A 25048-nucleotide genomic window follows, 5' to 3' on the forward strand; every position below is an offset into this window, starting at 1 on the left:
CCTTTCCGCTCGACTTGCATGTGTTAAGCACGCCGCCAGCGTTCGTCCTGAGCCAGGATCAAACTCTCCAACAAAAACCTGTTGAACAGCATCCTGACAACAAAAGTGTTGCCAAAGGAATCCGAAACCGAACAGACCAAAGCCTGCCCAGCCCGGGGTATAAAACAATTGGCACTGGCTTTACAAGCACCCTGTTGAGTTCTCAAAGAACAACCACACACCAGCCAAACCACCGCACCAACGGCAACCCGACCGGGGTATCTCGTTCGTCGCGCCCCGCGCTCTCGCGCCTGGCACTTTTACTACGTTACCTCACCGTCTTCCCCGTGTCAACCGGTGTGTCCCGGTGTGTCACGCTTCGTACGGCCTTGCTCCGCTGAGCGCACGCAGCGGCCAGCGCTGCGATTGATCATCGGATTTGGCAGAACCGGCCGCTGCGGTCTCCCGCATGCTCGCCCGGTGCTCTGCCGGTCGACAACCTTACCCGGTCGGTTCCGCCCGGCCAAATCCGCCCTGCGGCGTTCGGCTAGCCCCACCCGGACCGCGTCGTCCTGGAGACAGTGCCCCCGACGACCCGGTGCCACACATCGGATCCGAACCCGGGGCTTTTCACCCCGTTTGCCCGTTCCGCGCTGGCAGAGAGAAAGTTACGCGGCCTCAGGTTTGATCGTCAAATCCGCTGGTCATCGGCTTCCGCGCCGCCCGGCTGACTTCGGCGGGACAGGCGACGGGCCGCCCGCCACCCCCGGACGCCGAGCACGCCGGCCGTGGAGCCGATGGCCAACGAGGCGGCGATGAGCAGCGCGTGGATCCAGAGGAAGCCGGTCGGCGCGCCCATGCCGGCCGCATCTCCCGACCAGGCCCGCGTGTCGTTCCAGATGGCGAGCCCGAACCTCGGCCAGATCACCCAGGTCCACACCCCGACACCGACCAGGAACAACGACCAACCCCGCGACAACACCATGGTCGACGAGTATCCCAGCGCCCTGCCGCCTACCGGCCCACCCCCACTCCCGCCCCCGGCCGCGGTCCCCGGACCACACCGTGTTGATCAAGAGGTTTGCGTCACCCTCGGAGGGCGTCCGTGACGCAAACTTCTTGATCAACACGGTCAAGCGACGGGCCGAGCGACGGGCCGAGTGGCGGTCACCTGGCGGTCGGGGCGGGTCGGGTCCCGCCGGGCCGGATCTGATGGCCGGGTTTCCGCTGGTGGGGGTCGGGGCACCTGGCAGGGGTCGACGACGAGGTGGAGGTGGCCCGGATGCAGCCGTTCAACCCGTGGGCGTGGCGTGACCCGGCGGCGCTGGCCGGCGGATACGACCAGACCGAGCCGGGTGAGCGGCCCGACCGGGAGTCGCACGACGGACCGGACGCGCCCGGCCCGGGCACGCCGCTCGACCTGACCGGATACCGGGTGGAGGCGACCGACGGGCGGATCGGCGCGATCGACGAGGCGAGCGAGGACGCGGGTGCCCGCTGGCTGGTGGTGGACACCGGGCCGTGGATCTTCGGGCGGAAGGTCCTGCTGCCGGTCGGCACGGTCGCCCGGGTGGACCACGGGGACCGGGTGGTGCACGTCGACCGGAGCCGGGAACAGGTCAAGGACTCCCCGGCCTTCGATCCTGAGGACGGTGCCCGGCCGGACTACCGCGACCAGGTCGGCGACTACTACACGCAGAGCTACCGCCGGGGCTGACCGGCGGGGCCCCGGCGGCATCTCGGTGGGGGTCGAGACCCGCCGACGGGCACCGTGGTCGTTCCGGTGCCGGCATGCCCTGCAAAACGAGACCGATCGCCTCGCCGGCCGGGTCCGCCCGACGGGCACTCGCGGGCGGACCGGCCCAGGCCGTGACCAAGCCAGGCCAGGCCAGGCCAGGACCGGGCCAGGCCAGGACCAGCAGGGCCGACCGACCACGCCGGGACGGGACGCATCGGCAGGGCGACCGACCAGGCCGGCACGGGACGGAACGTGGCCAGCAGAGCCGACCGGCCACGCCGGGACCGGACGCGGCCGGCAGGGCCGGACCAGCCACGCCGACGTTCCGGTACGCTGCCGGCATGACCAGCGCGACCGCTCAGCACACCCGGACGTCGTACGACGTCGTGGTCGGTGCGGAGCGACGCCGGCGATCCGTCGCCCGCCCGCGCTGACCCATTCCCCTGCGACCGGCGGATCGAGCCGCCGGTCACCACCGCTGTCCTCGGTCCGTCCGCAGGCTCCCCCGTCCGGGGATCCGCCTGACTGACGGATCCGAGCAGATCGGCGTACCAATGGATCTTGAAAGGTTGCTCACCGACCGGCTGACGCCCGCGTTCGCCGCCGTGGCCGGCGAACCGGTCGCGCCCACCGTGCGGCGCTCGCCGCGGGCGGACTTCCAGTCCGACGCGGCACTGGCGCTGGCCCGGCGGCTCGGTCGGCCCCCACGCGAGATCGCCCGGGCGGTGCTGGACCACGCGGTCCTCGACGACGTCTGCGCGGTGGCGGAGGTCTCCGGCCCCGGCTTCGTCAACCTGACCCTCGCCGACGGGGCACTGGCCGGGATGGTCGCCGCGCTCGCCGGCGACGAGCGGCTCGGGGTGCCGGTGACCGGCGAGCCGGAGACCGTGGTGGTCGACTACTCGGGGCCGAACGTGGCGAAGGAGATGCACGTCGGGCACCTGCGCTCGACGGTCATCGGCGACGCGGCCGTCCGGGTGCTGGGCTGGCTCGGACACCGTGTCGTCCGGGTCAACCACCTGGGCGACTGGGGCACCCCGTTCGGGATGCTGATCGCGCACCTGGTGGACCTCGGTGAGGCGGAGGCGGCGCAGGAACTGTCCATCGGCGACCTGGACGGGTTCTACCGGGCGGCCCGGTCGAAGTTCGACGCCGACCCGGCGTTCCGGGAACGCGCCCGGCAGCGGGTGGTCGCGTTGCAGGGCGGCGACCCGGAGACCCGCCGGCTGTGGCGGCTGCTGGTCGGGCAGTCCCAGCGGTACTTCCTGACCGTGTACGAGCTGCTCGACGTCACGCTGACCGGGGAGGACTTCCGGGGCGAGAGCGCCTACAACGACCGGCTCGGAGCGGTGGTGACCGACCTCGACCGGCTCGGGTTGCTGACCGACAGCGCCGGGGCGACCTGCGTCTTCCCGCCCGGGTTCGTCGGACGCGACGGCGTCGGGTTGCCGTTGATCGTGCGCAAGGGCGACGGTGGGTACGGGTATCCGGCGACGGACCTGGCGGCGCTACGGCAGCGCGTCGACGAGCTGGGCGCGACCCGGCTGCTCTACGTGGTGGGCCTGCCGCAGCGGCAGCACTTCGCGATGGTGTTCGCGGTGGCCGGGCAGGCGGGGTGGCTGCGCCCGCCGGTCCGGGCCGAGCACCTGGGCTTCGGCTCCGTCCTCGGCCCGGACGGGCGGATGCTGCGCAGCCGGGCCGGTGGCTCGGTGAAGCTGGTCGACCTGCTGACCGAGGCGGTCACCCGGGCGACCGCGCTGGCCCGGACCCGCAACCCGGACCTGGACGAGGCGGCGGCGGCCGAGATCGGCCGGGCCGTCGGCATCGGCGCGGTCAAGTACGCCGACCTGGCCACCGACCGGACCCGCGACTACGTGCTCGACTGGGAGCGGATGCTCGCCCTCGACGGCAACACCGCCCCCTACCTCCAGTACGCGTACACCCGGACCCGGTCGGTGCTACGGCGGGCCGGTGCGGTGCCGGGGGCGGCGACCGTGGTGCTGCCCGGTACCCCGGCGGAGCGGGCGTTGGCAGTCGAGCTGCTCGGGTTCGCCGGTGTCGTCCACGAGGTGGCCCGGACGGCGCAGTTCCACCACCTCGCCGGCTACCTGCACCGGCTGGCCACCCGGTTCAGCACGTTCTACGAGCGGTGTCCGGTGCTGCGGGCAGACGGGGAGCTGCGGGCGAGCCGGCTGCTGCTGACCGACCTGACGGGACGGACCCTGCGGCAGGGACTGGACCTGCTCGGCATCCGGACGCTCGACCGGATGTGAGCGCGACGCCGGGGCCGCGCCGGGTCGACCGGATCGCGGCCCCGGCGGGCTCAGGCGGCCGGACCGCGCAGCCCCTCGTAGTACGGCTTCATCGCCGGGTAGTAGTCGTCGAACCCGGCCTTCGGGGCGTCCGTCCCGGCGGCCACCAGCAGGTCGAGGTAGTACTCCCAGCCGGGGCCGATCTCGCCGACGTGCTCCTCGCTGTCGAGGTGGTGGGTGAACCGCAGCTCGGTGCGGCCGGCCGTCTCGGTGAGCAGCAGCTCGATCCGCCAGCCGCCCGACCCGTCGGCCGCCGACACGGCCAGGTGCCGGGGCGGCTCGCAGGTCTCGATCCGCAACTCGGTCCACGGGGCGTCGTCCTCGAAGACCATCTGCAACCGGATCGTCCGGCCGGGGCCGGCGTCGCCCTCCCACGGGCCGAACCAGCGGGCGGTGCGCTCGGGTTCGGTGACGCTCGCCCAGACGTCCGCGACGGGGGCGCGGAAGGTGCGTACCAGCACCAGGTCGGTGCCGGTGGCGGTACGGAACAGCCGTCCGGTGGGGGTGCCGGTCACGCGGTTTCTCCTCTGGGTCGGTCCGCCTGGTTGTCGCGCGTGCGGCGCTCCCGGCGGGTGCGGTGGACCTCGGTCTCCAGCGCGTCGAGGTGCTGCGCCCAGCCGCGTGGGCGGCGGAACCGGGCGAGCCAGTCGGCGAGCTCGGTGAACCGGTCGGCGTCGAGCCGGTAGCGCCGTTGCCGGCCCACCAGCTCGCTGCGGACCAGGCCGCTGTCCCGCAGCACCCGCAGGTGGCGGCTGACCGCCGGCCTGCTGATCGGGAACCGGTCGGCGATCTCCCCGGCGGGAAGGTCGCCGTCGCGTAGCAGCTCGAGGATGTGGCGACGCACCGGATCGGATATCGCCGCCGCCACCTCGTCCACCGGAAAAGCGTAACCTATGGGTTACGCTTTACCGGTCGGCCCCCGCCGCTCAGCGCAGCGGGGCGGGCGTCAGGCGCACCCCGGTGATCTCTTCGGAGCGGGCCCAGAGGTCGGCGGCGAGCTGCCGGTCGGTGGCGCGACCCCGCAACGGCGCGAAGGTGGGCTCGGCGTTGCGGAAGCGTCGGCCGGGACCGATGTGCCGGCCGGTGGGCGCGGTCGGGACGGTGGCGGCGAAGAGCATCGGGGCGGCGGCCTCGTCGAGTGGGCGGCGCAGCGGGCCCGCGAGCACGGTCTCGATCCGACGGGCGAGTGGCGGCAGGTCCCGGGAGAGGTCGGTCCTGGTCATCCCGGGGTGGGTGAGCAGGCTGCGTACCGGGGAGCCGGCGGCCCGCAGCCGGCGGTCGAGTTCCAGCCCGAACAGCACGTTGGCCAGCTTCGACGTGGCGTAGGCACCGGCGGCGGAGTAACGGCGTCCGGCGGCCAGGTCGGTCAGGTCGAGCCGGCCGAGCCGGTAGAGACCGGAGGAGACGGTGACCACGACCGGGTTCCGGCCGACGGCCAGCATGGGCAGCAGCCGGACGGTGAGGGCGAAGTGCCCGAGGTGGTTGGTGGCGAACTGGCTCTCCACCCCCTGCGGGCTCAACCGTCGGGGGACGGTGCCGATCCCGGCGTTGTTGACCAGGGCGTCCACCGTGTCGACGTCGCGGTCGAGACCGTCGACGAAGGCGTGGACGGAATCCAGGTCGAGCAGGTCCAACCGGCGGACGACGAGATCGGCCCGGGGGTGGGCGTGGCGGAGTTCGGCCCGGACCCGGGCGCCCTTGGCGGTGTCCCGCACGGCCATCACCACCCGGCCGCCCCGGGCGGCCAGGTGGCGGGTGATCGCCGTGCCGAGGCCGCTGCTGGCGCCGGTGACCACGAAGGTCCGGCCGGACTGGTCGGTGAGATCGGCGGCGGTCCAACCGGGTGCGCGATGCATGGCGAGTGCCTTCCGACAGAGGAGTGGATTACCTATCCGATTCAAGCCCCGATTAAACGGATTGTCAATCCGATCGGATGGGCAATCCGCTGGGTTAGGCTGGCGCGGTGACGACGACACTGCGCGCGGACGCCGCGCGCAACCGCGACCGGGTGCTGGCCACCGCCCGCGCGCTGGTGGCGGAGGGCGACCTGTCGTTGCAGCTCAACGACATCGCCCGGCGGGCCGGGGTCGGGGTCGGCACCGTCTACCGACACTTCCCGACCCGGCGCGCACTGCTGGAGGCGCTCGCCGCCGACGCCTTCGCCGCCCTGCTCGACCAGGCACAGGCGGCGAGCCACGACGACGATCCGTGGGCGGGACTGCAACGGCTGCTGCGCAGCATCCTGCTCGGTCAGCTCACCGAGCCGACCCTCGCCGAAGTGCTCTCGACCAGCCCGGACGAGGACGCCACCGCACCGACCACGACCCGCCGGGCGGAGTTGGCCGCGCTGGCCGCGACCGTGCTGGAGCGGGCGACGCGGGCCGGTCAGCTACGTCCCGGACTCACCCTGGACGACCTGCAGCACCTGGTCTGCGGCACCGCGTTCGCCGCCCGGATCGCCGACGCGCCCGACGACCGGGTCGAGCTGTACCTGGCCGTGCTGCTCGCCGGTGTCCGCGCACCCGACCAGGGTTCACCCCCGCCCGCCTAGCCCGGCCGCACGCACGGATCGGCCACCGTGGACGACGGGCTCTGCGCGGTCCGGCCGTCGACGGCGGTCACCCGTACCGTCCAGGTCACGGCGGACGCCCGGAGCTGACCCACGGTCACCCGGGCGGACGAGCCGTCCACCGTCATCGCCCAGCTCGTCGGGACGCCCCCGGCGGGGGTGTACCGCACCTGCGCGCTGCTGAGCGCACCGCTGCCGGTGGCCCGGACGACCAGGGCGTAGGCGTCCGCGCCGCAGCGGACGTGCGCGTCGGCCGACACCGTGAAGGGCGCGGCGAGCTGCGCACCCGTCGTCGGGCGGGGAGCGGCCGGCGGCCGGGAGGGTGCCGGCGTCGGACCCGGGACGACCCCTGTCGCGGTGCCGGCCGGTGCACCGCCGGGCGCGGACGGCTCACCGGCACCGCTCGCGTCGGGCCCCGGGGTCGTCCGGGCCGAGGGAGCCACGGTGGCGGGGGCGGACGGCGTGACCGCCGCCGCACCGGTGGGGACGCCGGCCGTCACCGACACCTGTTCGGCGTCCCGCCCGGCCGCCGACACCGCCCAGGTGCCGGCCACCACCAGGAGCAGCAACAGCCCGGCGGTCACGGCCATCCGCCGCCGACGCCGCCGGTCGCGGTCCCGGGCCGCGACGCCCGCCGTCCGGGTCGCGGTGGATGTCGCCGCCGCGCCGGCCGGGGCCGCCGCGACGCCGGCCGGATCCGACCCGCCCCGCCCGGCGGCATCCGACCGACCGGCGACACCGGAGGACCCTTCCGTCGACATCGGACCGGCCGGGGGCGTCGGATCATCGGGCGACGACGGACCGGCGGCCGACGACGGATCGGGACCGGCCGGAGGGGTCGGCCCGGCGGGGCCGTGGGCTGCGGTGACGTCGGTGGCGTCGCTCCCGACGGTGGGTCCGGACGGGTCGACGGCGGACGGACCGCTGCCGGCCGGCAGCTCGGCGGTGGCCTGCACGGCGGTGGAGCCCGCCTCGGCGAGACGCGACCACACCGTCTCGGCCACCACCAGGAACCCCGGCGCGGTGTACGCGGTCAGCAGCGCCGCCGGGTTGCACTGTTCGCGCCGGAGCAGCCCGCACCGTGCGCAGTCGTCGATGTGCCGGGCGAGCCGCTTGCGCAGGACCGGGGTGAGCCGGCCCTGCCAGTCGCCGAGCAGCTCGGCCAGGGCCGGGCAGTCCCGTGCCCCGCTGCGGGCGACGAGCAGCGTGCCGAGCGCCCGTTCGAGCTGCGACCGGGCCCGGGACAGCCGGGCATGCGCGTGGTTCGTGGGCACCCCCAGGGCCGTACCGATGTCGGCGGAGGAGAGGTCGTGGCGGATCGCCAGGTGCACCACCTCACGGTCGCCGGGGTTGAGCGCGTCGACCGCCAGGTGCACCAGGGCGCGTACCTGGTCGGCGTTGACCCCGGCAGCCGGGTCACCGGTGTCGGCCACCGGCTCGGCCGCCTCCGAGAGCGGCGCGGACCGGGCCCGTTCCCGCAACTGCCGCAGGCATTCGCTGCGCACGATCGCGTACAGCCAGGAGCGCAGCCGGTCCGGGTCGCGGAGCTGGTCGATGCGCTGGCCGACGGTGAGGAACGCGTCGTGGACGGCGTCCGCGGCGGCTTCCGGCTCGTGCAGCATCGTCCGGGCGTACGTGTAGAGCCGGTCGGCGTAGCGCCGGTAGATGCCCTCCAGGCCGATCCGGTCACCTCGCCGGAGCGCCTCGACGAGCGCCCGGTCGTCCTGCGCCATCACGTTCATCCGTGCCCCCACCGCTCGTCGACCGGTTCCAGTACAGCGAAGAAAAAAATCCCCGGGAAGTTTCTGTTGGCATGCCGACCCCGGCGCGCTCCTACCGGTGTCATCGCACCGCCGACACCGGGAGACACCCATGACAACGACACGCTCCGCGACCCGCCGGACCCGCGTCCGCCGGTACCTGACCACCGTAGTGGCGGCGACGCTCGCCGCCGGACTCGTCGCGACCACGGACGCCGGCGCCGCACCCACACCGGGTGGCCCGACCGGGCCGACCGACGCCACCAGTGCCGAGCCGCTGGCCTTCCGGGTCGACCCGGGCCTGGTCGCGCCCCGGCTGCGGCTCGACCCGGTCGGTCGGACCGGCACCGACCGGGAGATCGGCGTGGTGGCCGGGCCGGACGGCAGGCCCGCCGGCCTGGTCCTCGACGAGGTGATGGTGCGGACCGCCGGCCAGGCCGAGTTGGACGCCTTCCTGGCCCGCTGGGGCGGCCAGGTGCTCGACTCGTTCGCACCCGACGCCGAGGGGCAGGACCACCTGGTCCGGGTGGACGTCGCCAAGGCCGACCCGGCCGGGCTGGTCGCCGACCTGCTCGCCGCCGAACCGCGCCAGTCCGGCGGGTTCCGGGTCGGCGACGAGCGGGCGTTGCGCCTGCTCGCGCTGGCCGCCGCCGAGTGGCGGACGGGCACCGAAGTGGTCCTCGACTGGCTGGTGGAGCCGTCCGGTATCGCCGACGGCCAGGTCTTCGAGGCCCCGGACATCGGCAAGAACGTCTTCGACTGGTCGTTCATGCGGGCCGGTGGCGCGCTGGACGTCGGGGTCGCGCCGGCCTGGCAGCTGCTGGAGAGCAAGAGCAGGCTGACCAAGCAGGTGAAGTACCTGGTGCAGGACGGCGGGTTCCAGTTCAACTCCGACTTCCCGAGCAAGGTCTCTCTGCACAAGGTGGAGTGGGGCGAGACCAACACCAACGACTGCACCGGCGGCACGCCCTGCCCGTGGCACGCCACCGACGTGGTGCTCGCCGCGATGGGGCGGGTCGACAACGACTACGGCACCGCCGGACCGGCCGGGCCGGTGGTGCAGGAACTGGTCGCCGTCCGCAACGGCATCGACTACTGGACGGTCCTGCGGCGGCTGGAGAAGGCCGCCGAGTCGACCCACCCGGACGTGGTCAACCTCAGCTTCACCCGGGACGTGAACCTCGGCGTCAGCCATGCCCGCACCTGGACCGACCGGCGGATGAAGCACGTCCGGGACACCGGCGCACTGATCGTCGCCGCCGCCGGGAACAACGGCACCAACGTCGACGGCGACACCCTCTGGGTGCCCTGCGAGAGCACCCACGTGATGTGCGTGGGTGGGATGAACACGAACGCGACCGTGGCCGGCGGGTCGAACTGGGGCACCAAGGACCTCACCACGTCGGTGGAGATCTACGGTCCGATGTGTGTGCCGGGGTTGACCGACCCGGGTACGCCGGCCGTCAACACCACGAAGACCACCTGCGGCACCAGTGTCGCCTCGCCGTTCGTGGGCGGGGTGGCCGCCCTGGTGATGGCCGCCGACCCGACGCTCACCTCCGAGCAGGTCCGGCAGATCCTCAACGACACCGCGCACGTCGGCGGGCTGGGCGGCAAGGTGACCGGCAGTCAGCGCCGGGTCGACGCGCTGGCCGCCGTCGCCGAGGCGCTGGGCGTGACCGTCGGCAAGCCGGCGGTGAGCATCAGCACCCCGAAGACCAAGCAGAAGTTCGCGGTGGGCCAGTCGGTCGACCTGTGGGGCACCGCGACCGACTTCCTGGGCAAGGAGATCCCGCTCACCTGGACCAGCAGCATCGACGGTGAGCTGGCGACCGGGTCGCAGACGTTCGTGCCGTCGCTGTCGGCCGGCACCCACGTCGTCACCGCCAGCGCCACCGACAGTCTGGGGCGTACCGGCTCGGCGTCGGTGACCGTCACGGTGGTGGACAGCCCGACGAAGGTGGCCATCATCTCGCCGCCGGCAGGGCTGACCCTCGTCGCGGGGCAGTCGGTCGGGCTGCTCGGCACCTCGAACGACCCGGACGAGTTCGGGCCGGTCCCCGACGCCCAGGTGACCTGGACGGTGCGCCGGGGCAACACGGTGGTCCTGGAGAAGACCGGCCACCAGGCGGTCCTGCCGGCGAACGCGGTCACGCCGGGGGCGTACACGGTGACGTTCGCGACGGCCGGGTCCAGCGTGCAGCGCGCCTTCTCGGTCACCTCGGCCCCGGCCGGGCAGTCCCGGCCGACCGCCACGATCACCAAGCCGGCCACGGCGCTGGACCTGACCACGGTGGAGGCCGGGCCGAAGTCGGTCGCGTTCGCCGGGACCGGCACCGACGCCGAGGACGGCACGGTCGCGGGGACCCGCTTCCGGTGGACCGCGTACGGCGACGGTGGCGTCAAGCAGGTGCTGTGCCAGGGCGGCGGGGTGCCCACCGGCGAGCCGGTCGACGACAAGGGCACGCCGAAGAACTGTGCCTCGTTCACCGCGGCGCTGGCCCAGTTGACCAGCGGGACCGCCACCACCACCTGGTCGGTGTGGCTGGAGGTCTTCGACGCGACGGGGTTGGTCGGCACGGATTCCGTGCCGGTCCGCATCCAGCACCTCGTCGGCTGACCGACCCGTACCGGCGGGGGCCGGGCACCGCCCGGCTCCCGCCCCGATCCGACCCTGACCGGGGACCGGCCGGTTCCCGGACCGTACGTACTCAAGGAGAGAACACCATGCGTGGACAAACGTGGACGCGGCGGACGGTCGCCCTGGGGGGTGCCCTGCTGAGCGCGGTCGTGCTCGGGCAGGTCGCGCTCAGCGGGCCGGTGGCGGCGGTGCCCGGCCTGCAGTTCCGCACGACGGTCGGGCCGAGCAACAGCGTCGCCAAGTCGCAGAACGCGGTCTGCCCGACCGGCACCTCGGTCATCGGCGGTGGCGGCGCGATCAGCGGGTCGGGTCTCGGCCAGGTGGGCATGGACATCGTGCAGCCGCTGGCCAACGCCGGGCTCTACTCGGTGACCGGCCGGGAGGACCCCAACGGTGTCGCCGGGAACTGGTCGCTCACCGCGAGTGCGATCTGCGCCCCGGCGCCGTCGGGGCTGGAGGTGGTGACCGGCCACTCGGCGGTCAATTCGGTCAACCCGAAGTTCCTGGAGTTGTTCTGCCCGGTGGGCAAGCGGGCGATCGGCGGCGGGGGCGCGGCCGTCGGCTCGGGGGCGAGTGACGTACTCCTGGAGGACCTGCGGATCGGTCAGAACAGCGTGACGGTGGCGGGGGTCGAGGCCGGCAACGCCTTCGCGGGCAACTGGTCGGTGGACGCCTCGGTGATCTGTGTCGACCCGCTCCCCGGCGAGCAGCGGGTGATCGTGGACAGTTCCGACAACTCCACGGCCAGCCGTGCGGTCACCGCCACCTGCCCGGCCGGGAAGAGCCTGCACGGGGTCGGCGGTGAGATCGTCGGTGGCGAGGGCCAGGTGCGGCTGACCGAGATGCGGCCCACCTCGTCGACCACGGCGACCGTCCGCGCCGCCGAGGACGAGAACGGTTTCAGCGGCAACTGGAAGGTGCGCGCGTACGCCGTCTGCGCGACCTGAGCCGTCGACCGTCGCCAGGCCCTGTCACCGGCTCCGCGACCCGTGCCGCCCGTCGGCGCGGGACCGCGGGGCCGGTGGCGTCGCCGGCCGTCGGATGGCCGAGGGTTGTGTCGACCCTGGTCGGTGAGTAACGTCACGAATCGATGTGACTACTCAGCGTCATGGCAGGAGATGTTCCACATGACCCAGTCCACGCAGACCGAACTGCCCCCCTGGCCGCCGACCACCTCCCCGAACAGCCCGTTCACCCTCCTCGACGACACCGAACGACAGCGGTACCCCGGCCCGGTGACCCGGGTGCTGCTGCCCACCGGCGCCACCGCCTGGCTGGTCAGCCGGCACACCGAGGTACGCCAACTGCTGCGCCACCCGGCGTTCAGTTCCGACCTGAACCGTCCCGGCTTCCCGCTGCTGCGCCCGCTGCCCCCCGAGACGGTGCGGAACTCCCGGGGCGCGTTCCTCCAGATGGACGGCGCGGCGCACACCCGCCTGCGGCGGATGCTGACCGCCGAATTCATGATCAAGAACGTCCGGCGGATCGAACCGCTGATCCACCGGACCGCCGACGAGGCCCTGGCCGACCTGGCCGCCGCCGGCCCGCCGGCCGACCTCGTGTCGACCGTCGCCCTGCCCCTGCCGTCCAAGGTGATCTGCCACCTGCTCGGCGTCCCCTACGCCGACCACGACTTCTTCCAGTCGCGCAGCCGTCTGCTGCTCGACCGCCGGGTGCCGCCGGAGCAGCTCCAGCACGCCGCCCAGGAGCTACGGGCGTTCCTCCGTTCGCTCGTCGACGCCAAGCGGGCCCGACCCGACGGCGGGGAGGACCTGCTGGGCCGGTTGGTCCGGGACCGGGTCGAGCCGGGTGAACTTGAGGTCGACGAGCTGGTCGGGATGGCCCTGCTGCTGCTCGTCGCCGGGCACGAGACCACCGCCAACATGCTCGGCCTGAGCGTCCTGCTGCTGACCCGCGACCCCGGGCGGTGGGCGCTCCTGCGCGACCGGCCGGAACTCGCGCCGGGGATGGTGGACGAGTTGCTGCGCTACCTCAGCATCGTCCGGACCGGCTTGTTCCGGGTCGCCACCGAGGACGTCGAGATCGGCGGCCAGACGATCCGGGCCGGCGACGGGGTGATCGCCCTGATCGCCCTGGCCAACCGGGACACCGAGGTCTTCGACGACCCCGACGAGTTCGACCCGTACCGGGAGGCCCACCAGCACGTCGCCTTCGGGTTCGGGGTGCACCAGTGCATCGGGCAACCCCTCGCCCGCGCCGAACTGCGCATCACGCTGGTGGAGCTGGCCCGCCGCTTCCCCGGCCTGCGGGTCACGGCGGACCCGCAGGAGCTGACCACCCGCAACGACTCCATCGTGTTCGGCCTCGACACCCTCCCGGTGACCTGGTGACGCCCGCCCCACGACAGCTACCGGCGGAGACGACGCCGCGGGTGGCCGTCGACCGGGAGCGGTGCTGCGGGGCGGGCAACTGCGTCCTGACCGCCCCGGAGGTCTTCGACCAGGACGACACCGACGGCCTGGTGCTGCTGCGCGACCCCGCACCGCGGGCCGCGTTGCGCGACCGCGTCCAGCGGGCCGTCGACCTCTGCCCGGCGGGGGCGATCCGGATCGGCTGACGGTACGGGGTGGGCGTCCGCCACCTCCATTCACGCCGCGCCGGTCGGGTGCCCGGCCCCGTGACCCGGGCACCCGACCGGCGGCCGCTCACGGGAGGAGTTCGACGTACCCGTCGGTGCCGTGCACGCGGATCCGCTGCCCGTCCGGGATCAGCCGGGTGGCGTCCACCACCCCGACGACGGCCGGCAGGCCGTACTCCCGGGCGATCACCGCGCCGTGGGTCATCAGGCCACCGACCTCGGTCACCAGCCCGGCGACGGTGACGAACAGCGGCGTCCAGCTGGGATCGGTGTACGGCGTGACGAGGATGTCCCCCGGTTCGAGATCGGCCTGTGCCACGTCCCGTACGACGCGCGCCCGACCCTCGACGGTCCCGGCGGAGACCGCCAGGCCGACCAGCGCCCCGACCGGCACGTCGTCCCGCCGGTACGTCCCGGCGACGATCTCGCCCTCCGAGGTGAGCACCCGGGGCGGGGTGAGCGCCCGGTACGACCGGTGGTCCGCCATCCGTCGGCGGATGAGCCCGTCGTCGACCCGGCGGGTGCGGACGACCTCGTCGAGTTCGGGGAACGTCAGGTACCAGATGTCCTCCCGGTCCCGCAGCACACCGTCGGCCACCAGGCGGTCGGCCTCGGCCAGCAGCGCCTGCTTGTACGCGAAGGTGCGGGTGACCATGCCGTACTTCGGGTACTCCCGGTAGCCGACGAACGTCCGGGCCCGGTCGATCATCCGTTTGGTCCGGTCGGCCTTGTCCGCGCCGCCGTCGGGCAGGGCCCGCAGCCGCTCCAGCACCTCCCGCTCCTTGTCCCGCGCCGTCCGCAGGCCCTGCTCGAAGTGCCGCCCGCCGGCCCCCGGTGCGAAGTTCCTGATGTTGCCCAGGATCAGCGGCACCAGCATGGCGGGACGTTCCCGCCAGCGGGGCCGGGTGATGTCGATCTCGCCGACCCCCCGCATGCCGTACCGGTCGAGCCAGGACACGATGGCCACCCGGGCCTCCCGGCCACCGGCGAGCTGGTCCAGCCCGGCCAGCAGGTCGTCCGGGCCACCGGGGCCGTCGTGCTCCCGGTCGGGCCCGCCGTCGTCCGCCACCCGGCTCAGGAAGGCCACGACCTCCGGGTACGGCCGGATCGCATCCGCGACGTCCAGCAGGGCCAGCCCCATCTCCGAGGTGACGTTGTGCGGGACGGACTGGGTGAGCAGGTCGGCGGCGTTGCGCTCACCGAGCCACTCCTGCAGGTGCTCGTTGAGCCACCAGACCGCCTCCATCCCGGCCATGATGACCGGGATGCTCCTCGGGTCGATCATCATCCGGGTCAGCCGGGGGAAGTCGGTCCGGATGACATCGAGCAGCGCCGGCCCGGACTTCGTCCGGATCTCGCGGCGCAGGGCGGCGTTGGCGTCGTCGATCCGGGTGATCAGCTCGGTGACCAGCTCGGGGTCGGTCTCGACGGGCGGTGCCGCCGGCCCGGGTGGCGGCCCGGCGGGCTTCTCGTCCGGCACCTCCCGGACGAAGTCACCGCGCTCCACGACGGTCCGCAACGCGTCCCCGATCAGCGGGTCGGATCTGCCCAGGGCCGCCAGCAGGCCGGCGCGGCGGGTCGGCGACGCCAGCTCGGGCGTCACGTCGGCGAACAACCGGCCGGCGGCCTCGTACATGGGCCGGGCGGCGATCAGCTGGTACATCGAGTACCCGAGGGGCTTCATCGGGTCGGTCATCATCTGCTGGTGGCCCACGGAGACGTAGACGTGGTTGTCGGTGTCGTCGGCCACCGGGACGGGGAACAGCGTGGTGACCGGTCGGGTCTGGACGATCTGGAAGTCGTCGTCGACCAGGCACCACTCCACGTCCTGCGGCTGGCCGAAGTGCGCCTCGATCCGCCGACCCAGCCGCGCCAGCCGGACGACCTGCGGGTCGGTCAGCGCCGGCTGGTCCTGCCGCTGCGGGTCGATCGCCACCACCCGCGTCCCGCCGGTCGTCGTGGTGCGCAGGGCGTGGCGTTTGGCGGCGATCGTCCGGGCGACGACGCGGTCGTCGCGGACCCGGAACACGTCCGCGTCGACCAGCCCGGAGATCAGGGCCTCGCCGAGGCCGAGCCCGGCCTCCACGAAGGAGACCCGCCGGTTGCCGGTGACGGGATCGGCGGTGAACAGGATGCCCGCCGCCCCGGCGGGGACCATCCGCTGGACGACCACCGCCATCGCGACCCGGCGGTGGTCGATGCCGTTGCGCTGGCGGTAGGTGACGGCCCGTGCGGTGAACAGCGAACCCCAGCACCGGCTGATCTGCCGCAGGACCGCGGCCGGGCCGACCACGTTGAGGTAGCTGTCCTGCTGTCCCGCGAAGGAGGCGGTCGGCAGGTCCTCCGCCGTCGCGCTGGACCGCACGGCGTACCCGCCGTGCCCGCCGAGCGTTTCGAGGGCACGGGTGACCTCCGTCGCGACGTCGTCGGGCACGGTGACGCCCTCGATGGTCCGGCGGAGCTGCGCGCTGAGGACGCCGATCGCCGCCCGGTCGGTGGGTGCCAGCCGGGCCAGTCGATCGAGTTGCCCGTCGAGTCCCGACGCCAGCGCGGTGACCCGCCGGAAGGCGTCCGTCGTCACGCAGAAGCCCGCCGGCACCCGGACCCCGTCGAGCCGGGTCAGCCCACCGAGGTGGGCGCCCTTGCCGCCGACCAGTTCCCGCTGCGTCGGGTCGACCTCACGCAGCCCCCGTACGTACCGCCCGCTCACCTGGAGGACCCCGGGACGGTCGGGCCCGGCCGCGGGACGGCGGCCGGGTGGTTCAGCGGCCCCGAATATGTCGTCGGGTACGTGGACATCATTTCGCCTTCCGCTGGTGATGAGGTCGCCGGCGCACCGTCGTGATGCATTTCCGCTGGTGGCGACCACGGCTGACGATTCTGCGGGGTGACCCGGGTCTTGCGGCAAGTCCCCCCGTGCGCTATATGTTGGGAGAGCAGGAAATGGTGGGCGCGAGAGAATGGTGAACGCGCCCGGCGAAAACGTTTTCACCTGGTCGCCTGTCGATATCGGGACCGGGGCGCGCTGCGGCTCGACACGCCGGTGACCGGCGAGCGCCGACCTCAGCGGATCAGTGCGTCGACGTCCAGCCCTGCGCGCGCAGCCGTTCGATGCCGTCCAGGAGCAGGTCCAGCGCGAACTCGAACTCGAACTGGTCGTCGCAGCCCGCCCCGACGACGGAGCCGGTGTCGTGCGCGGCGGCGGTGGCGACCTCCGCGACGTGCGGGAACCGGGCCGCGACCTCCGGCGGCAGGGGCGCGGGGGGTGTCGGGGCGGTCGGTCCGGTCCGGCCGGCCTGCCGGGACGCGTCGAACAGCTCCTGACTGAAGCCCAGGATGCGGCTGCCCAGGGCGTGCATGACGTGGTGGGTGAGGTCGGCGGAGAGCCCGCCGGCCCGCAACGCACCGATCATCGAGTCGAGGTAGCCGAGGACGGCCGGCGTCGCGGTGCTCCGCGACTCGATGGCCAGCGACGCCCAGGGGTGCCGGCGCAGCGCCTGCCGGGCCGAGAGGACCCGGCGACGGATCGCGGGTTGCCAGCCGACGCCCGGTGTGAGCGGCTCGATCTCGCCGACCACCACGTCGATCATGCCGTCGAGCAGTTCGTCCTTGTTGGCCACGTGCTTGTAGAGGGCCATCGGCACGACGCCCAGCTCCTGGGCGAGGTTGCGCATGCTGAGCGACTCGATGCCGGCCCCGTCGGCGAGCGTGACGGCGGCGCGCAGGATGCGGTCCCTGCTCAGCGGCGTCCGGCGCAGCGTCTCAGCCTGCTCGGCCATCTCGGTTCCCGTCCTCGGTCGGCGAGGGAAACCATAACCGCATTGACAGGTGTACGGCGTACACCTACCGTGGGGACACGGCGGTGTACGCCGTACACTCCTGAGGAGGAACCGTGAAGGCGATCGTGCAGGACCGGTACGGCCCGCCGGAGACGTTGACCCTCGCCGACGTCGACGTGCCGGTGCCCGCCGCCGACGAGGTGCTCGTCCGGGTCGAGGCCGCCGCGCTCAACGCGTACGACTGGCACGTGATGCGGGGCGATCCCCGGATGGCGCGGCTGGCCCTGGGCCCGACGCGGCCCCGGGCCCGGATCCGGGGGCGTGACTTCGCCGGCCGGGTCGAGGCCGTCGGCGTCGACGTGCGGGACCGGCGTCCGGGCGACGCCGTCTTCGGCGACCTCGGCGACGCCAACGGCGCGTTCGCCGAGTACGTGTGCGCGCCCGCGACCCTGGTCGCGTCGAGGCCGGCGAACCTGACCGCGCCGCAGGCGGCGGCCCTGCCGCTGGCCGGGGTCACCGCGTTGCAGGGGCTGCGCGACGCGGCCCGGGTCGGGCCCGGCCAGCGGGTGCTGGTCAACGGCGCCTCCGGCGGCGTCGGCACCCTGGCCGTCCAGCTCGCCCGGGCGCTCGGGGCGACGGTGACCGGGGTGTGCAGCACCCGCAACGTCGAGTTGGTCCGCTCCCTCGGCTGCGACCACGTCGTCGACCACACCCGCGCGGACTTCACCCGGGGCGGCCGGCACGACGTGGTGTTCGACCTGGTCGGCAACCGTTCGCTCACCGCGCTGCGGCGGGCCCTGACCCCGACCGGGACGCTGGTGCTCTCCGGCGGCGGCGTGTACCGGGGTGGCAGCCTGCTCGGGCCGGTCCGGCTCCTGGCCCGGGGGCGGCTACTCGCCCCCTTCGTCGGGCAGCGCATCGTCGTCCTGACGGCGACCCCCGGCCGGGAACACCTCGACGCGCTCCGCGCGTACACCGAGGCCGGCCGGCTCACCCCGGTCATCGACCGGACCTGCCCGTTGTCCGAGGTGCCCCGCGCCATCGCCCGTCTCGAAGGCGGGCACGCCCGGGCGAAGACGGTCGTCACCATCTGAGCGCTGACGCCGCAACCGATGCGGTCGGGTCCCCGATTCCCCGGTCAAGTGCGTTCGGCTCAGAGTTTCGTCAGGGTCACCTGTCAATCAGCTGGCAATGGTGAAAGCGCTTCGATTTCCCGCTCCAGCACTGTCGGTGAGTGCTGAATCTCATTTACCATCGTCGATGCCAAGCCTCGTTCATCCGCCGTTCACCTTGCCGACGGCCGGCCGTCGAGGCGTCCGCACCGCGCCCGGGCCCAGCGCACCCCCTCCGCCCGTACCCGAGGAACAGGACCCCCATGACAGCCACCGCACGCCGTACCGCCGTCCTGGCCGGCCTCACCGCCACCCTGCTGGCCGGCCCGCTCGCCGTCGCCGCCGTCGCCGCCGCGACCGCCACGATCACCCTCAACGGCTCCAGCGCGAGCGTCACCGGCAGCAACGTCACCGTGGCCGGCAGCGCCGTCACCATCACCGCGCCCGGCTCCTACGAGATCAGGGGCACGCTGAACAACGGCTACGTCAAGGTCGACACCGCCGTCACCGGCACCGTGGAACTCGTCCTCGCCGGCGCCTCGATCACCAACACCACCTCCTCGCCGCTGTACGTGACGAACGCCAGCGCGGTCACCCTCACGCTGGCCGCCGGCACCAGCAACAACCTCACCGACGCGGCGACGTACACCAACACCGGCGAGCCGGACGCCGCCCTGTTCAGCGCCGCCGACCTGACCATCGGCGGCACCGGCGCGCTGACCGTGCGCGCCAACCACGCCGACGGCATCGTCAGCAAGGACGACCTGGTCATCCAGTCCGGCACCATCACCGTCAACGCGGTGGACGACGCGATCCGGGGCAAGGACTCGCTCACCGTCAACGGCGGCACGATCGCCGTGACCTCGTCCGGCGGCGACGGGCTCAAGTCCAACGACACCGAGGCCGGCAAGGGCGTGCTCACCATCACCAACGGCACCATCACGGCCTCGGTCGCCGACGACGCCATCAAGGGTGAGAACGTCCTGAACATCTCCGGCGGCACCATCAACGTCACCAGGTCCTACGAGGCGCTGGAAGGGCTCCGGACCACCATCAGCGGCGGCACCATCACGGTCGTGGCCAGCGACGACGCGGTCAACGCCGCCGAGGAGGGCCTCGGCCACATGGAACCGTCCGCGATCGCGTTCATCAAGGTCACCGGTGGCACGGTGGTGGCCACCGGCGGCACGGACGGCTTCGACTCCAACGGGTCGCTCACCTTCGCCGGTGGCACCGTGGTGGCCCGGGGCTCCAGCACCCGGGGCGGCGGCGAGGGCGCGATCGACGCCGACGGTCCCATCGCCTTCACCGGCGGCACCGTGGTGGGCGCGGCGCTGACCTCGCTGGCCGTCTTCCAGGCGGTGCCGAACACCGGCCAGGGCTGGGTGGCCCCCCGGTTCAACGCCAACCTGGCCGCCAACACCATCGTGCACGTCGTGTCCGGCAGCACGGTGCTGGGCTCGTACCGGACCTCGGCCACCGTGCGGGAGGTCGTCTTCTCGTCCAACCGGATCACCAACGGCCAGCGGTACGACATCTACACCGGCGGCAGCGTGACCGGCACCAACGTCGGCGGTCTCTACACCGGCGGCAGCATCACCGGGGCCACCCGGGTGCTGACCGGCGTCACCGCCGGCCGGTACGGGCGGTTCTGAGCCCGGGCCCTGCGGTTCGGGCCCGACCGGGCCCGAACCGCGCCACCGGCCCGCCGGTGCACCACTGCCAGATCCGATGCCCCACCGCCCGACGCCGTACGTGGGAAACGGCCGGCGGACACCCCAAGGAGCAAACATGTCCCGCTTGGTCCTGGCCGGAATGGACCTGGTCGCCGTGGTCCTGCTCGTCTTCGCGCTGTACTTCCCGCGCCACCGACGGCGGGACCTGGTGGTCGCCTACCTCGGCGTCAACGTCGGCGTCTTCGCGGTGGCCAGCTCACTGAGCAGCAGCACCGTCGGCGCCGGACTCGGGCTGGGCCTCTTCGGAGTACTGTCGATCATCCGGCTCCGCTCCACGGAACTCGACCAGCACGAGGTGGCGTACTACTTCTCGGCACTCGCGCTCGGCATCCTCGGCCCGCTCGCCGGCACCTCGGTCTGGACGGTCGGCGCGCTGACGGCGCTGATCCTCGCCGTGATGTTCGTCGGGGACCACCCCCGGCTGCTGCGCCGGTACCGGCGGCACGTCATCGTGCTGGACAGCGCGGTCACCGACTCGGTCGCCCTCACCGCGCACCTGGAGCAGCTGCTCGGCGCCCGGGTGCACAACGTCAACGTCGAGCGGGTCGACCTGGTCAACGACACCACGATCGTGGACGTCCGCTACTCGCGGCCCAGGGTCACCGCCACCGGCGGGCGGCGGCCGGTCGACGCGGGTGCCGTACGGTGACCGCCGTCGACCCGCCCGTCACGGCGCTGGCCCAGCTCACGCCGATCGGCCTCGCGGAACTGACCGAGCGCGCCGCGCTACAGACCCGGTTCGACCGCAAGTACCTCCTGCCGCTCGCCGAGCTGCCGCGCCTGCTCGCCGGGCTCGACCACACCGACCAGGTGCTGGAGATCGACGGCAGGCGCGCGTTCCGCTACGAGTCGATCTACTTCGACACCGCCGACCTCGTCAGCTTCCGGCTCACCGCCCGTCGACGCCGCCGCCGCTTCAAGATCAGGACACGGACCTACCTGGACTCCGGCCTGTGCTGGCTGGAGGTGAAGACGGAGGGCACCCGGGGCGGTACGGTCAAGGAGCGGCTGCCCTACCGCCCCGACGACAGTGGCAACCTCGGCCCCGGCCGGTCGTTCGTCGACGGGGTGCTCGCCGCACTGAGCACCGGTCCCGACCTGACCTTCTCGCCGACCCTCACCACCAGCTACCTGCGCAGCACGCTCTACCTGCCGGCGACCGCCAGCCGGGCGACGATCGACGTCGCGCTGCGCTGGGAGGACCACCGCGGCCGTCGGCTCGCCCTGCCCGACCTGGCCGTCATCGAGACCAAGACCGGCTCCACCGCGTCCCACGTCGACCGGCTGCTCTGGCGGCAGGGTCACCGCCCGGTGGCCATCTCCAAGTACGCGACCGGGCTGGCCGCGCTCGACCCCGAACTACCCGCCGGACGCTGGCGACGCACCCTGCGCCGGCACTTCCATCCCGCACCCGCCGGGCAGGGGAAACCTCATTGTGGAGGAGCCGTCGCCGCCGGACCCGGTGGCAGCCGCAACGCGTATCCGACCCCCCGGACGGTGTGAATCAGGGGCGGGTCCCAACGGTCGATCTTCCGGCGCAGGCAGTGGACGTACGACTCGACGATCCGGCCGTCGCCGCCGAAGCGGTAGTGCCACACCCCGTCGAGGATCTGCGCCTTGCTGACCACCCGGCCCGCGTTGACGAGCAGGAACCGCAGCAGGTTGAACTCGGTGGGCGACAACCGCACCGGGTGCCCGCCCCGGCGTACCTCGTGGGCCGCCTCGTCCAGTTCCAGGTCGGCGAAGCACAGCAGACCGTCGTCGCGCACCTGTCCGTCGGCCCCGCACCGCCGCAGGACCGCCCGCACCCGGAGCACCAGCTCCTCCAGGCTGAACGGCTTGGTGACGTAGTCGTCGGCCCCGGCGGCCAGCCCGGCGATGCGGTCGGCCAGCTCGTCGCGGGCGGTGAGGAACAGCACCGGCACCCCGGGACCCGGCCCCGCCCACAGGCTGCGGGCGACCTGGAGACCGTCCACGTCCGGCAGCATCACGTCGAGCACCACCAGGTGCGGGTCGAAGTCCGCCGCCACGACCAGCGCCTCCCGGCCGTCGGCGGCCACCCGGACCTCGAACTCGTGTCTGCCCAACGTCGCCGAGAGCAGCATCCGCAGGTTCGGATCGTCGTCCACGACGAGCACCCTGGACATCGGGGTAATCACGCACTGTTCGTACGGGACATGGTGGGGAACGGCCTCGCAGTCGGCTGTGGATCAGCTGTGAACAACCTGCCACCGGCGCCCGGACGGTCGCCCGGGGCCGCCCACCCGACCGCGCGTCGGGTGGGCGGCGGCGGCGCTCAGGGGCTGGTGCAGGTCGGCGACGGGCTGTTCGGCGTGCCGGTGCCGAGGAAGCCGAAGGTCGTCGAGGTGCCGGGGGCGAGGGTGCCGTTGTAGTCGGCGTTGCGCACGGTCACGGTCGTACCGCTGGTGCTCAGCGTGCCGTTCCAGACCTGGCTGATGCCCTGTCCGCTGGCCAACTGCCAACGGGCGGTCCAGCCGTCGACGGCGGCGCTACCGGCGGTCACCGTGACCTCGCCCTGGAAGCCACCCGACCACGAGCCGATCGTCCGGTACGTCGCGGTGCAGGCGGTGCCGGGCGGCGGCGTCGTCGGCGGCGGCGTGGTGGGCGGGGGCGTGGTGGGCGGGGTGGTGGGGGGCGGGGTGGTGGGGGGCGGGGTCGTCGTGGGCGGGACCGTCGGCCCGCCCGGCGGCACCAACGGGCAGGTGGAGCTGTAGCGGGAGACGCCGGTGCTGTTCGACAGCGGGCAGAGGAACTGGGTGTAGCGGGTGTCGTAGTCCAGGAAGATCTTGAGCCAGGGGATCAGCAGCCGCATCTCGGTCGGGTTCGACCGGGTGAACGACAGGTGGTCGTTGCCGGCCAGCTCCGCCCAGGCGTGCTCCACCCCGGCGGGCAGCGTGTTGTAGATGCCCTGCACGTAGGACGGGGTGACGGTGCCGTCGTTCTGCCCCGACAGGAGCAGGGTGGGGACCTGGGTGGTGGACATGTTCAGGTTGTTGCCGGGCGTACCGGGGGCGAGGCCGACCGCGGTCCGCAGCGACGGCCGCCGCAGCGCGGCCAGCAGGGTGCCGGCTCCACCTGCGGAGTGGCCCATCACGCTGAGCCGGTTGGGGTCCACCCGGCTGCGCACCGGGCTGGTCCGGGTGAGGTAGTCCAGCCCTGCGAGCAGCTGGGTGGCCCGGGCGTCGGCGCCGTCGGTCCGGCTGTTGGTCTCGATCCCGAGCACCACGAACCCGAAGGACGCCAGCCAGGGGCCCATCCAGGCCTCCTCGTTGGCGAACAGGGCGGAGTACCCGGGCACGATCGCCACCGCGCCCCAGGTGCCCAGGCTGGTGTCGGTCGGGTAGTAGACGAATCCGCCGTTGAAGCCGTTGCCCGCCGGCACGGTCGCCTGCGTGGTGGCGAACGGCCCCCGGGTGGCGGCCACACTGGCCGGGGTCGGGTCCGGGCCACGCTGGTAGGGGTTGTCCGCCGCCGCCACCGCGGCGTGCGGCGCGGTCGCGGTCACCACGAGGCCGAGGAGCACCGCGAGGCCGGCCGAGAGCCAGCTCACGGACCGGGCCACGGAGGTCCGGCGGCCGGCCGGGGGTGGGGTCGGGGGTCGATCTGTCGGTAGCGTCACTTCAGGCATCTCCTTCGTTGGACGGGGCTGCGGGCTACCGCCGGCTCCACTGCTGGTTGGCCTGGCCGTTGCAGGTCCACAGGACGAGCTTCGTGCCGTTGGCGGTGGCCCCGCCGTTGGCGTCGAGGCAGAGGCCGGACTGCACGCCGGTGATGGTGCCGTTGGCGTTGACGTTCCACTGCTGGTTGGTGCCGCCGTGGCAGTCGTACGTGGTGACCAGGGTGCCCGGGGTGGTGCCGTAGCCGGCGGCGTCCAGACACTTGGTGCCGAGCACGGTCAACGCCCGGCCGGAGGTGTACGTCCACTGCTGGTTGGTGCCGCCGTGGCAGTCCCAGAGCTGTAGCTGGAGCCCGTTGGTGGTGGCGGATCCGGGCACGTCGACGCACCGGCCCGACGGGGTGCCCACGATGGTGGTGGTCTGTCCGCCGCTGTTGCCCGGGTTGCCGATGCTGCCGGGCACCGACTGCAGGGCGCTGTACCAGCGGGCGGCCATCTTGTCGTAGCCGCCGGAGGTGGGGTGGATGCCGTCGATCAGGTCGGCGGTGGTCAGGGCGCTCTGCATGTCGACCAGGTGCACCCGCTTGCCGGCGTTCACCTTGCTCTGCACGATGCCGGGGATCGCCGCGTTGAAGGTACGCGCGGCCGCCGCCTGGTTGCCGTTGGAGAGCGTGATGATCTGCGCGACGAACACCTCCGCGGTGGGTGCGGTGGTGGTGATCTTGTCGATCAGGGTGGAGAGCCGGTTCGGCGCGGTGCCCACGTTGTAGTTCTGCAGGATGTCGTTGGTGCCGATGTGCAGCAGCACGGTCTGCGGCCGTTGGTTGTTCAGCCAGCCGACGATGTTCGCGTCGATCTGGTCGATGCGCCAGCCGGGGTGCCCCTCGTGGTCGTGGTCACCGAGGCTGCCCGGCCCGTTGAACTGCGATCCGGTGAAGTCGATCGTGTACCGGCCGGCGGCCAGGCGCTGCCAGAGCCCGATCCGGTAGCCGCCGGGCACCTGGGTGCCCTCGGTGATGGAGTCGCCGAGCGGCATGACCCGTACCCCGCCGTTGGATTCGGCGTGGGCGGGGCCGGTCGGTGTCACCACCCCGGCGGTCATGACGCCGAGTACGGCGAGCGCCGCGAGCCATCGTGCCCTCGTTCGCATGGACTTCTCCCCTGGATCGGTGGAGCTGGCCGAGGG

At 72.9% G+C, this 25048-nt stretch carries 21 protein-coding genes and 1 rRNA gene; 11 read left to right on the plus strand and 11 right to left on the minus strand.

What is annotated here, in order from left to right; translation table 11 throughout:
* A 16S ribosomal RNA gene (locus JQX11_RS13420) occupies positions 1-74 on the minus strand; the annotation flags it as partial.
* Between the two features lie 596 nt (positions 75-670).
* On the minus strand, positions 671-964 hold the full coding sequence (locus JQX11_RS13425; RefSeq protein WP_204925315.1) for an SCO4848 family membrane protein: 294 nt from the start codon (positions 962-964) through the stop codon (positions 671-673).
* Positions 965-1261: 297 nt separating this feature from the next.
* Here JQX11_RS13425 and JQX11_RS13430 point away from each other — a divergent pair, with 297 nt between their 5' ends.
* Both JQX11_RS13430 and argS read left to right on the plus strand, forming a co-directional pair.
* Positions 1262-1696, plus strand: coding sequence for a PRC-barrel domain-containing protein (locus tag JQX11_RS13430; protein WP_204925316.1), 435 nt, complete (start codon positions 1262-1264; stop codon positions 1694-1696).
* 575 nt (positions 1697-2271) lie between these two features.
* Complete coding sequence (gene argS, locus JQX11_RS13435) at positions 2272-3990, plus strand: arginine--tRNA ligase (protein ID WP_204925317.1); 1719 nt, start codon at positions 2272-2274, stop codon at positions 3988-3990.
* Between the two features lie 50 nt (positions 3991-4040).
* On the opposite strand, the gene JQX11_RS13440 is transcribed toward argS, so the two are convergent.
* From JQX11_RS13440 to JQX11_RS13450, 3 genes are read right to left on the minus strand one after another with little or no spacing between them, the layout of a single operon-like run.
* Positions 4041-4544, minus strand: a complete 504-nt coding sequence (locus JQX11_RS13440; protein ID WP_204925318.1) for an SRPBCC family protein — start codon at positions 4542-4544, stop codon at positions 4041-4043.
* Entirely contained in the window at positions 4541-4906 is a 366-nt protein-coding gene (locus tag JQX11_RS13445; RefSeq protein WP_204925319.1) for a metalloregulator ArsR/SmtB family transcription factor, read from the minus strand. Before JQX11_RS13445 ends, JQX11_RS13440 begins: the two co-directional genes overlap by 4 nt.
* Before the next feature lie 49 nt (positions 4907-4955).
* Positions 4956-5885, minus strand: coding sequence for an SDR family NAD(P)-dependent oxidoreductase (locus tag JQX11_RS13450; protein WP_204925320.1), 930 nt, complete (start codon positions 5883-5885; stop codon positions 4956-4958).
* 107 nt (positions 5886-5992) lie between these two features.
* Between JQX11_RS13450 and JQX11_RS13455 the strand changes: the two genes are divergently transcribed.
* A complete protein-coding gene (locus JQX11_RS13455) occupies positions 5993-6580 on the plus strand; it encodes a TetR/AcrR family transcriptional regulator (protein WP_204925321.1) in 588 nt (195 codons plus the stop codon).
* On the opposite strand, the gene JQX11_RS13460 is transcribed toward JQX11_RS13455, so the two are convergent.
* Positions 6577-8331: an RNA polymerase sigma factor gene (locus tag JQX11_RS13460; protein ID WP_204925322.1), complete on the minus strand. Its 1755-nt coding sequence runs from the start codon at positions 8329-8331 to the stop codon at positions 6577-6579. The two genes, JQX11_RS13455 and JQX11_RS13460, sit on opposite strands and share 4 nt — an antisense overlap.
* Positions 8332-8470: 139 nt before the next feature.
* On the opposite strand from JQX11_RS13460, the gene JQX11_RS13465 reads away from it, so the two are divergent.
* The 4 genes from JQX11_RS13465 to JQX11_RS33055 all read left to right on the plus strand — a co-directional run bounded on the left by JQX11_RS13465 (position 8471) and on the right by JQX11_RS33055 (position 13577).
* The gene (locus tag JQX11_RS13465) at positions 8471-10978 is read left to right on the plus strand and encodes a S8/S53 family peptidase (protein WP_204925323.1); all 2508 of its coding nucleotides are present in this window, start codon (positions 8471-8473) and stop codon (positions 10976-10978) included.
* Positions 10979-11085: 107 nt separating this feature from the next.
* Positions 11086-11946 (plus strand): hypothetical protein, encoded by an 861-nt coding sequence (locus JQX11_RS13470; RefSeq protein ID WP_204925324.1) that lies wholly within the window; start codon positions 11086-11088, stop codon positions 11944-11946.
* 180 nt (positions 11947-12126) lie between these two features.
* Positions 12127-13350 (plus strand): cytochrome P450, encoded by a 1224-nt coding sequence (locus tag JQX11_RS13475; protein ID WP_204925325.1) that lies wholly within the window; start codon positions 12127-12129, stop codon positions 13348-13350.
* Positions 13347-13577, plus strand: a complete 231-nt coding sequence (locus JQX11_RS33055; protein ID WP_307826173.1) for a ferredoxin — start codon at positions 13347-13349, stop codon at positions 13575-13577. Before JQX11_RS13475 ends, JQX11_RS33055 begins: the two co-directional genes overlap by 4 nt.
* 88 nt (positions 13578-13665) lie before the next feature.
* Here the strand turns inward: JQX11_RS33055 and rph are convergent, their stop codons facing one another.
* Together rph and JQX11_RS13490 are read right to left on the minus strand one after the other, a co-directional pair.
* On the minus strand, positions 13666-16308 hold the full coding sequence (gene rph / locus JQX11_RS13485) for a rifamycin-inactivating phosphotransferase (protein WP_204925326.1): 2643 nt from the start codon (positions 16306-16308) through the stop codon (positions 13666-13668).
* Positions 16309-16669: 361 nt separating this feature from the next.
* Complete coding sequence (locus JQX11_RS13490) at positions 16670-17377, minus strand: TetR/AcrR family transcriptional regulator (RefSeq protein ID WP_204925327.1); 708 nt, start codon at positions 17375-17377, stop codon at positions 16670-16672.
* A 113-nt stretch (positions 17378-17490) separates the two neighbouring features.
* Between JQX11_RS13490 and JQX11_RS13495 the strand changes: the two genes are divergently transcribed.
* The 4 genes from JQX11_RS13495 to JQX11_RS13510 all read left to right on the plus strand — a co-directional run bounded on the left by JQX11_RS13495 (position 17491) and on the right by JQX11_RS13510 (position 21728).
* Positions 17491-18471, plus strand: a complete 981-nt coding sequence (locus tag JQX11_RS13495; protein ID WP_204925328.1) for an NAD(P)-dependent alcohol dehydrogenase — start codon at positions 17491-17493, stop codon at positions 18469-18471.
* 281 nt (positions 18472-18752) lie between these two features.
* Entirely contained in the window at positions 18753-20144 is a 1392-nt protein-coding gene (locus JQX11_RS13500) for a carbohydrate-binding domain-containing protein (RefSeq protein WP_204925329.1), read from the plus strand.
* Between the two features lie 136 nt (positions 20145-20280).
* Positions 20281-20874: a DUF4956 domain-containing protein gene (locus JQX11_RS13505; protein WP_204925330.1), complete on the plus strand. Its 594-nt coding sequence runs from the start codon at positions 20281-20283 to the stop codon at positions 20872-20874.
* The gene (locus JQX11_RS13510; protein WP_307826174.1) at positions 20871-21728 is read left to right on the plus strand and encodes a polyphosphate polymerase domain-containing protein; all 858 of its coding nucleotides are present in this window, start codon (positions 20871-20873) and stop codon (positions 21726-21728) included. Before JQX11_RS13505 ends, JQX11_RS13510 begins: the two co-directional genes overlap by 4 nt.
* Here JQX11_RS13510 and JQX11_RS13515 read toward each other — a convergent pair.
* The 3 genes from JQX11_RS13515 to JQX11_RS13525 all read right to left on the minus strand — a co-directional run bounded on the left by JQX11_RS13515 (position 21656) and on the right by JQX11_RS13525 (position 25012).
* Positions 21656-22372: a response regulator transcription factor gene (locus JQX11_RS13515; RefSeq protein ID WP_204925623.1), complete on the minus strand. Its 717-nt coding sequence runs from the start codon at positions 22370-22372 to the stop codon at positions 21656-21658. The genes JQX11_RS13510 and JQX11_RS13515 overlap by 73 nt on opposite strands.
* A 149-nt stretch (positions 22373-22521) precedes the next feature.
* The gene (locus JQX11_RS13520) at positions 22522-23796 is read right to left on the minus strand and encodes a poly(ethylene terephthalate) hydrolase family protein (protein WP_307826175.1); all 1275 of its coding nucleotides are present in this window, start codon (positions 23794-23796) and stop codon (positions 22522-22524) included.
* A 103-nt stretch (positions 23797-23899) separates the two neighbouring features.
* A complete protein-coding gene (locus tag JQX11_RS13525) occupies positions 23900-25012 on the minus strand; it encodes an SGNH/GDSL hydrolase family protein (RefSeq protein ID WP_204925332.1) in 1113 nt (370 codons plus the stop codon).
* Positions 25013-25048: the final 36 nt, after the last annotated feature.

The organism is Micromonospora humida (genome assembly GCF_016901255.1).
GTDB classification, from domain to species: domain Bacteria; phylum Actinomycetota; class Actinomycetes; order Mycobacteriales; family Micromonosporaceae; genus Micromonospora; species Micromonospora wenchangensis.

Coding starts and splice junctions, on each gene's coding strand:
- JQX11_RS13465 (WP_204925323.1), top strand. CDS start 8,471: ATGACAACGACACGCTCCGCGACCCGCCGGACCCGCGTCCGCCGGTAC.
- JQX11_RS13450 (WP_204925320.1), bottom strand. CDS start 5,885: ATGCATCGCGCACCCGGTTGGACCGCCGCCGATCTCACCGACCAGTCC.
- JQX11_RS13470 (WP_204925324.1), top strand. CDS start 11,086: ATGCGTGGACAAACGTGGACGCGGCGGACGGTCGCCCTGGGGGGTGCC.
- JQX11_RS13505 (WP_204925330.1), top strand. CDS start 20,281: ATGTCCCGCTTGGTCCTGGCCGGAATGGACCTGGTCGCCGTGGTCCTG.
- argS (WP_204925317.1), top strand. CDS start 2,272: ATGGATCTTGAAAGGTTGCTCACCGACCGGCTGACGCCCGCGTTCGCC.
- JQX11_RS13460 (WP_204925322.1), bottom strand. CDS start 8,331: ATGGCGCAGGACGACCGGGCGCTCGTCGAGGCGCTCCGGCGAGGTGAC.
- JQX11_RS13515 (WP_204925623.1), bottom strand. CDS start 22,372: ATGTCCAGGGTGCTCGTCGTGGACGACGATCCGAACCTGCGGATGCTG.
- JQX11_RS13425 (WP_204925315.1), bottom strand. CDS start 964: ATGGTGTTGTCGCGGGGTTGGTCGTTGTTCCTGGTCGGTGTCGGGGTG.
- JQX11_RS13475 (WP_204925325.1), top strand. CDS start 12,127: ATGACCCAGTCCACGCAGACCGAACTGCCCCCCTGGCCGCCGACCACC.
- JQX11_RS13525 (WP_204925332.1), bottom strand. CDS start 25,012: ATGCGAACGAGGGCACGATGGCTCGCGGCGCTCGCCGTACTCGGCGTC.
- JQX11_RS13490 (WP_204925327.1), bottom strand. CDS start 17,377: ATGGCCGAGCAGGCTGAGACGCTGCGCCGGACGCCGCTGAGCAGGGAC.
- JQX11_RS13430 (WP_204925316.1), top strand. CDS start 1,262: ATGCAGCCGTTCAACCCGTGGGCGTGGCGTGACCCGGCGGCGCTGGCC.
- JQX11_RS13500 (WP_204925329.1), top strand. CDS start 18,753: ATGACAGCCACCGCACGCCGTACCGCCGTCCTGGCCGGCCTCACCGCC.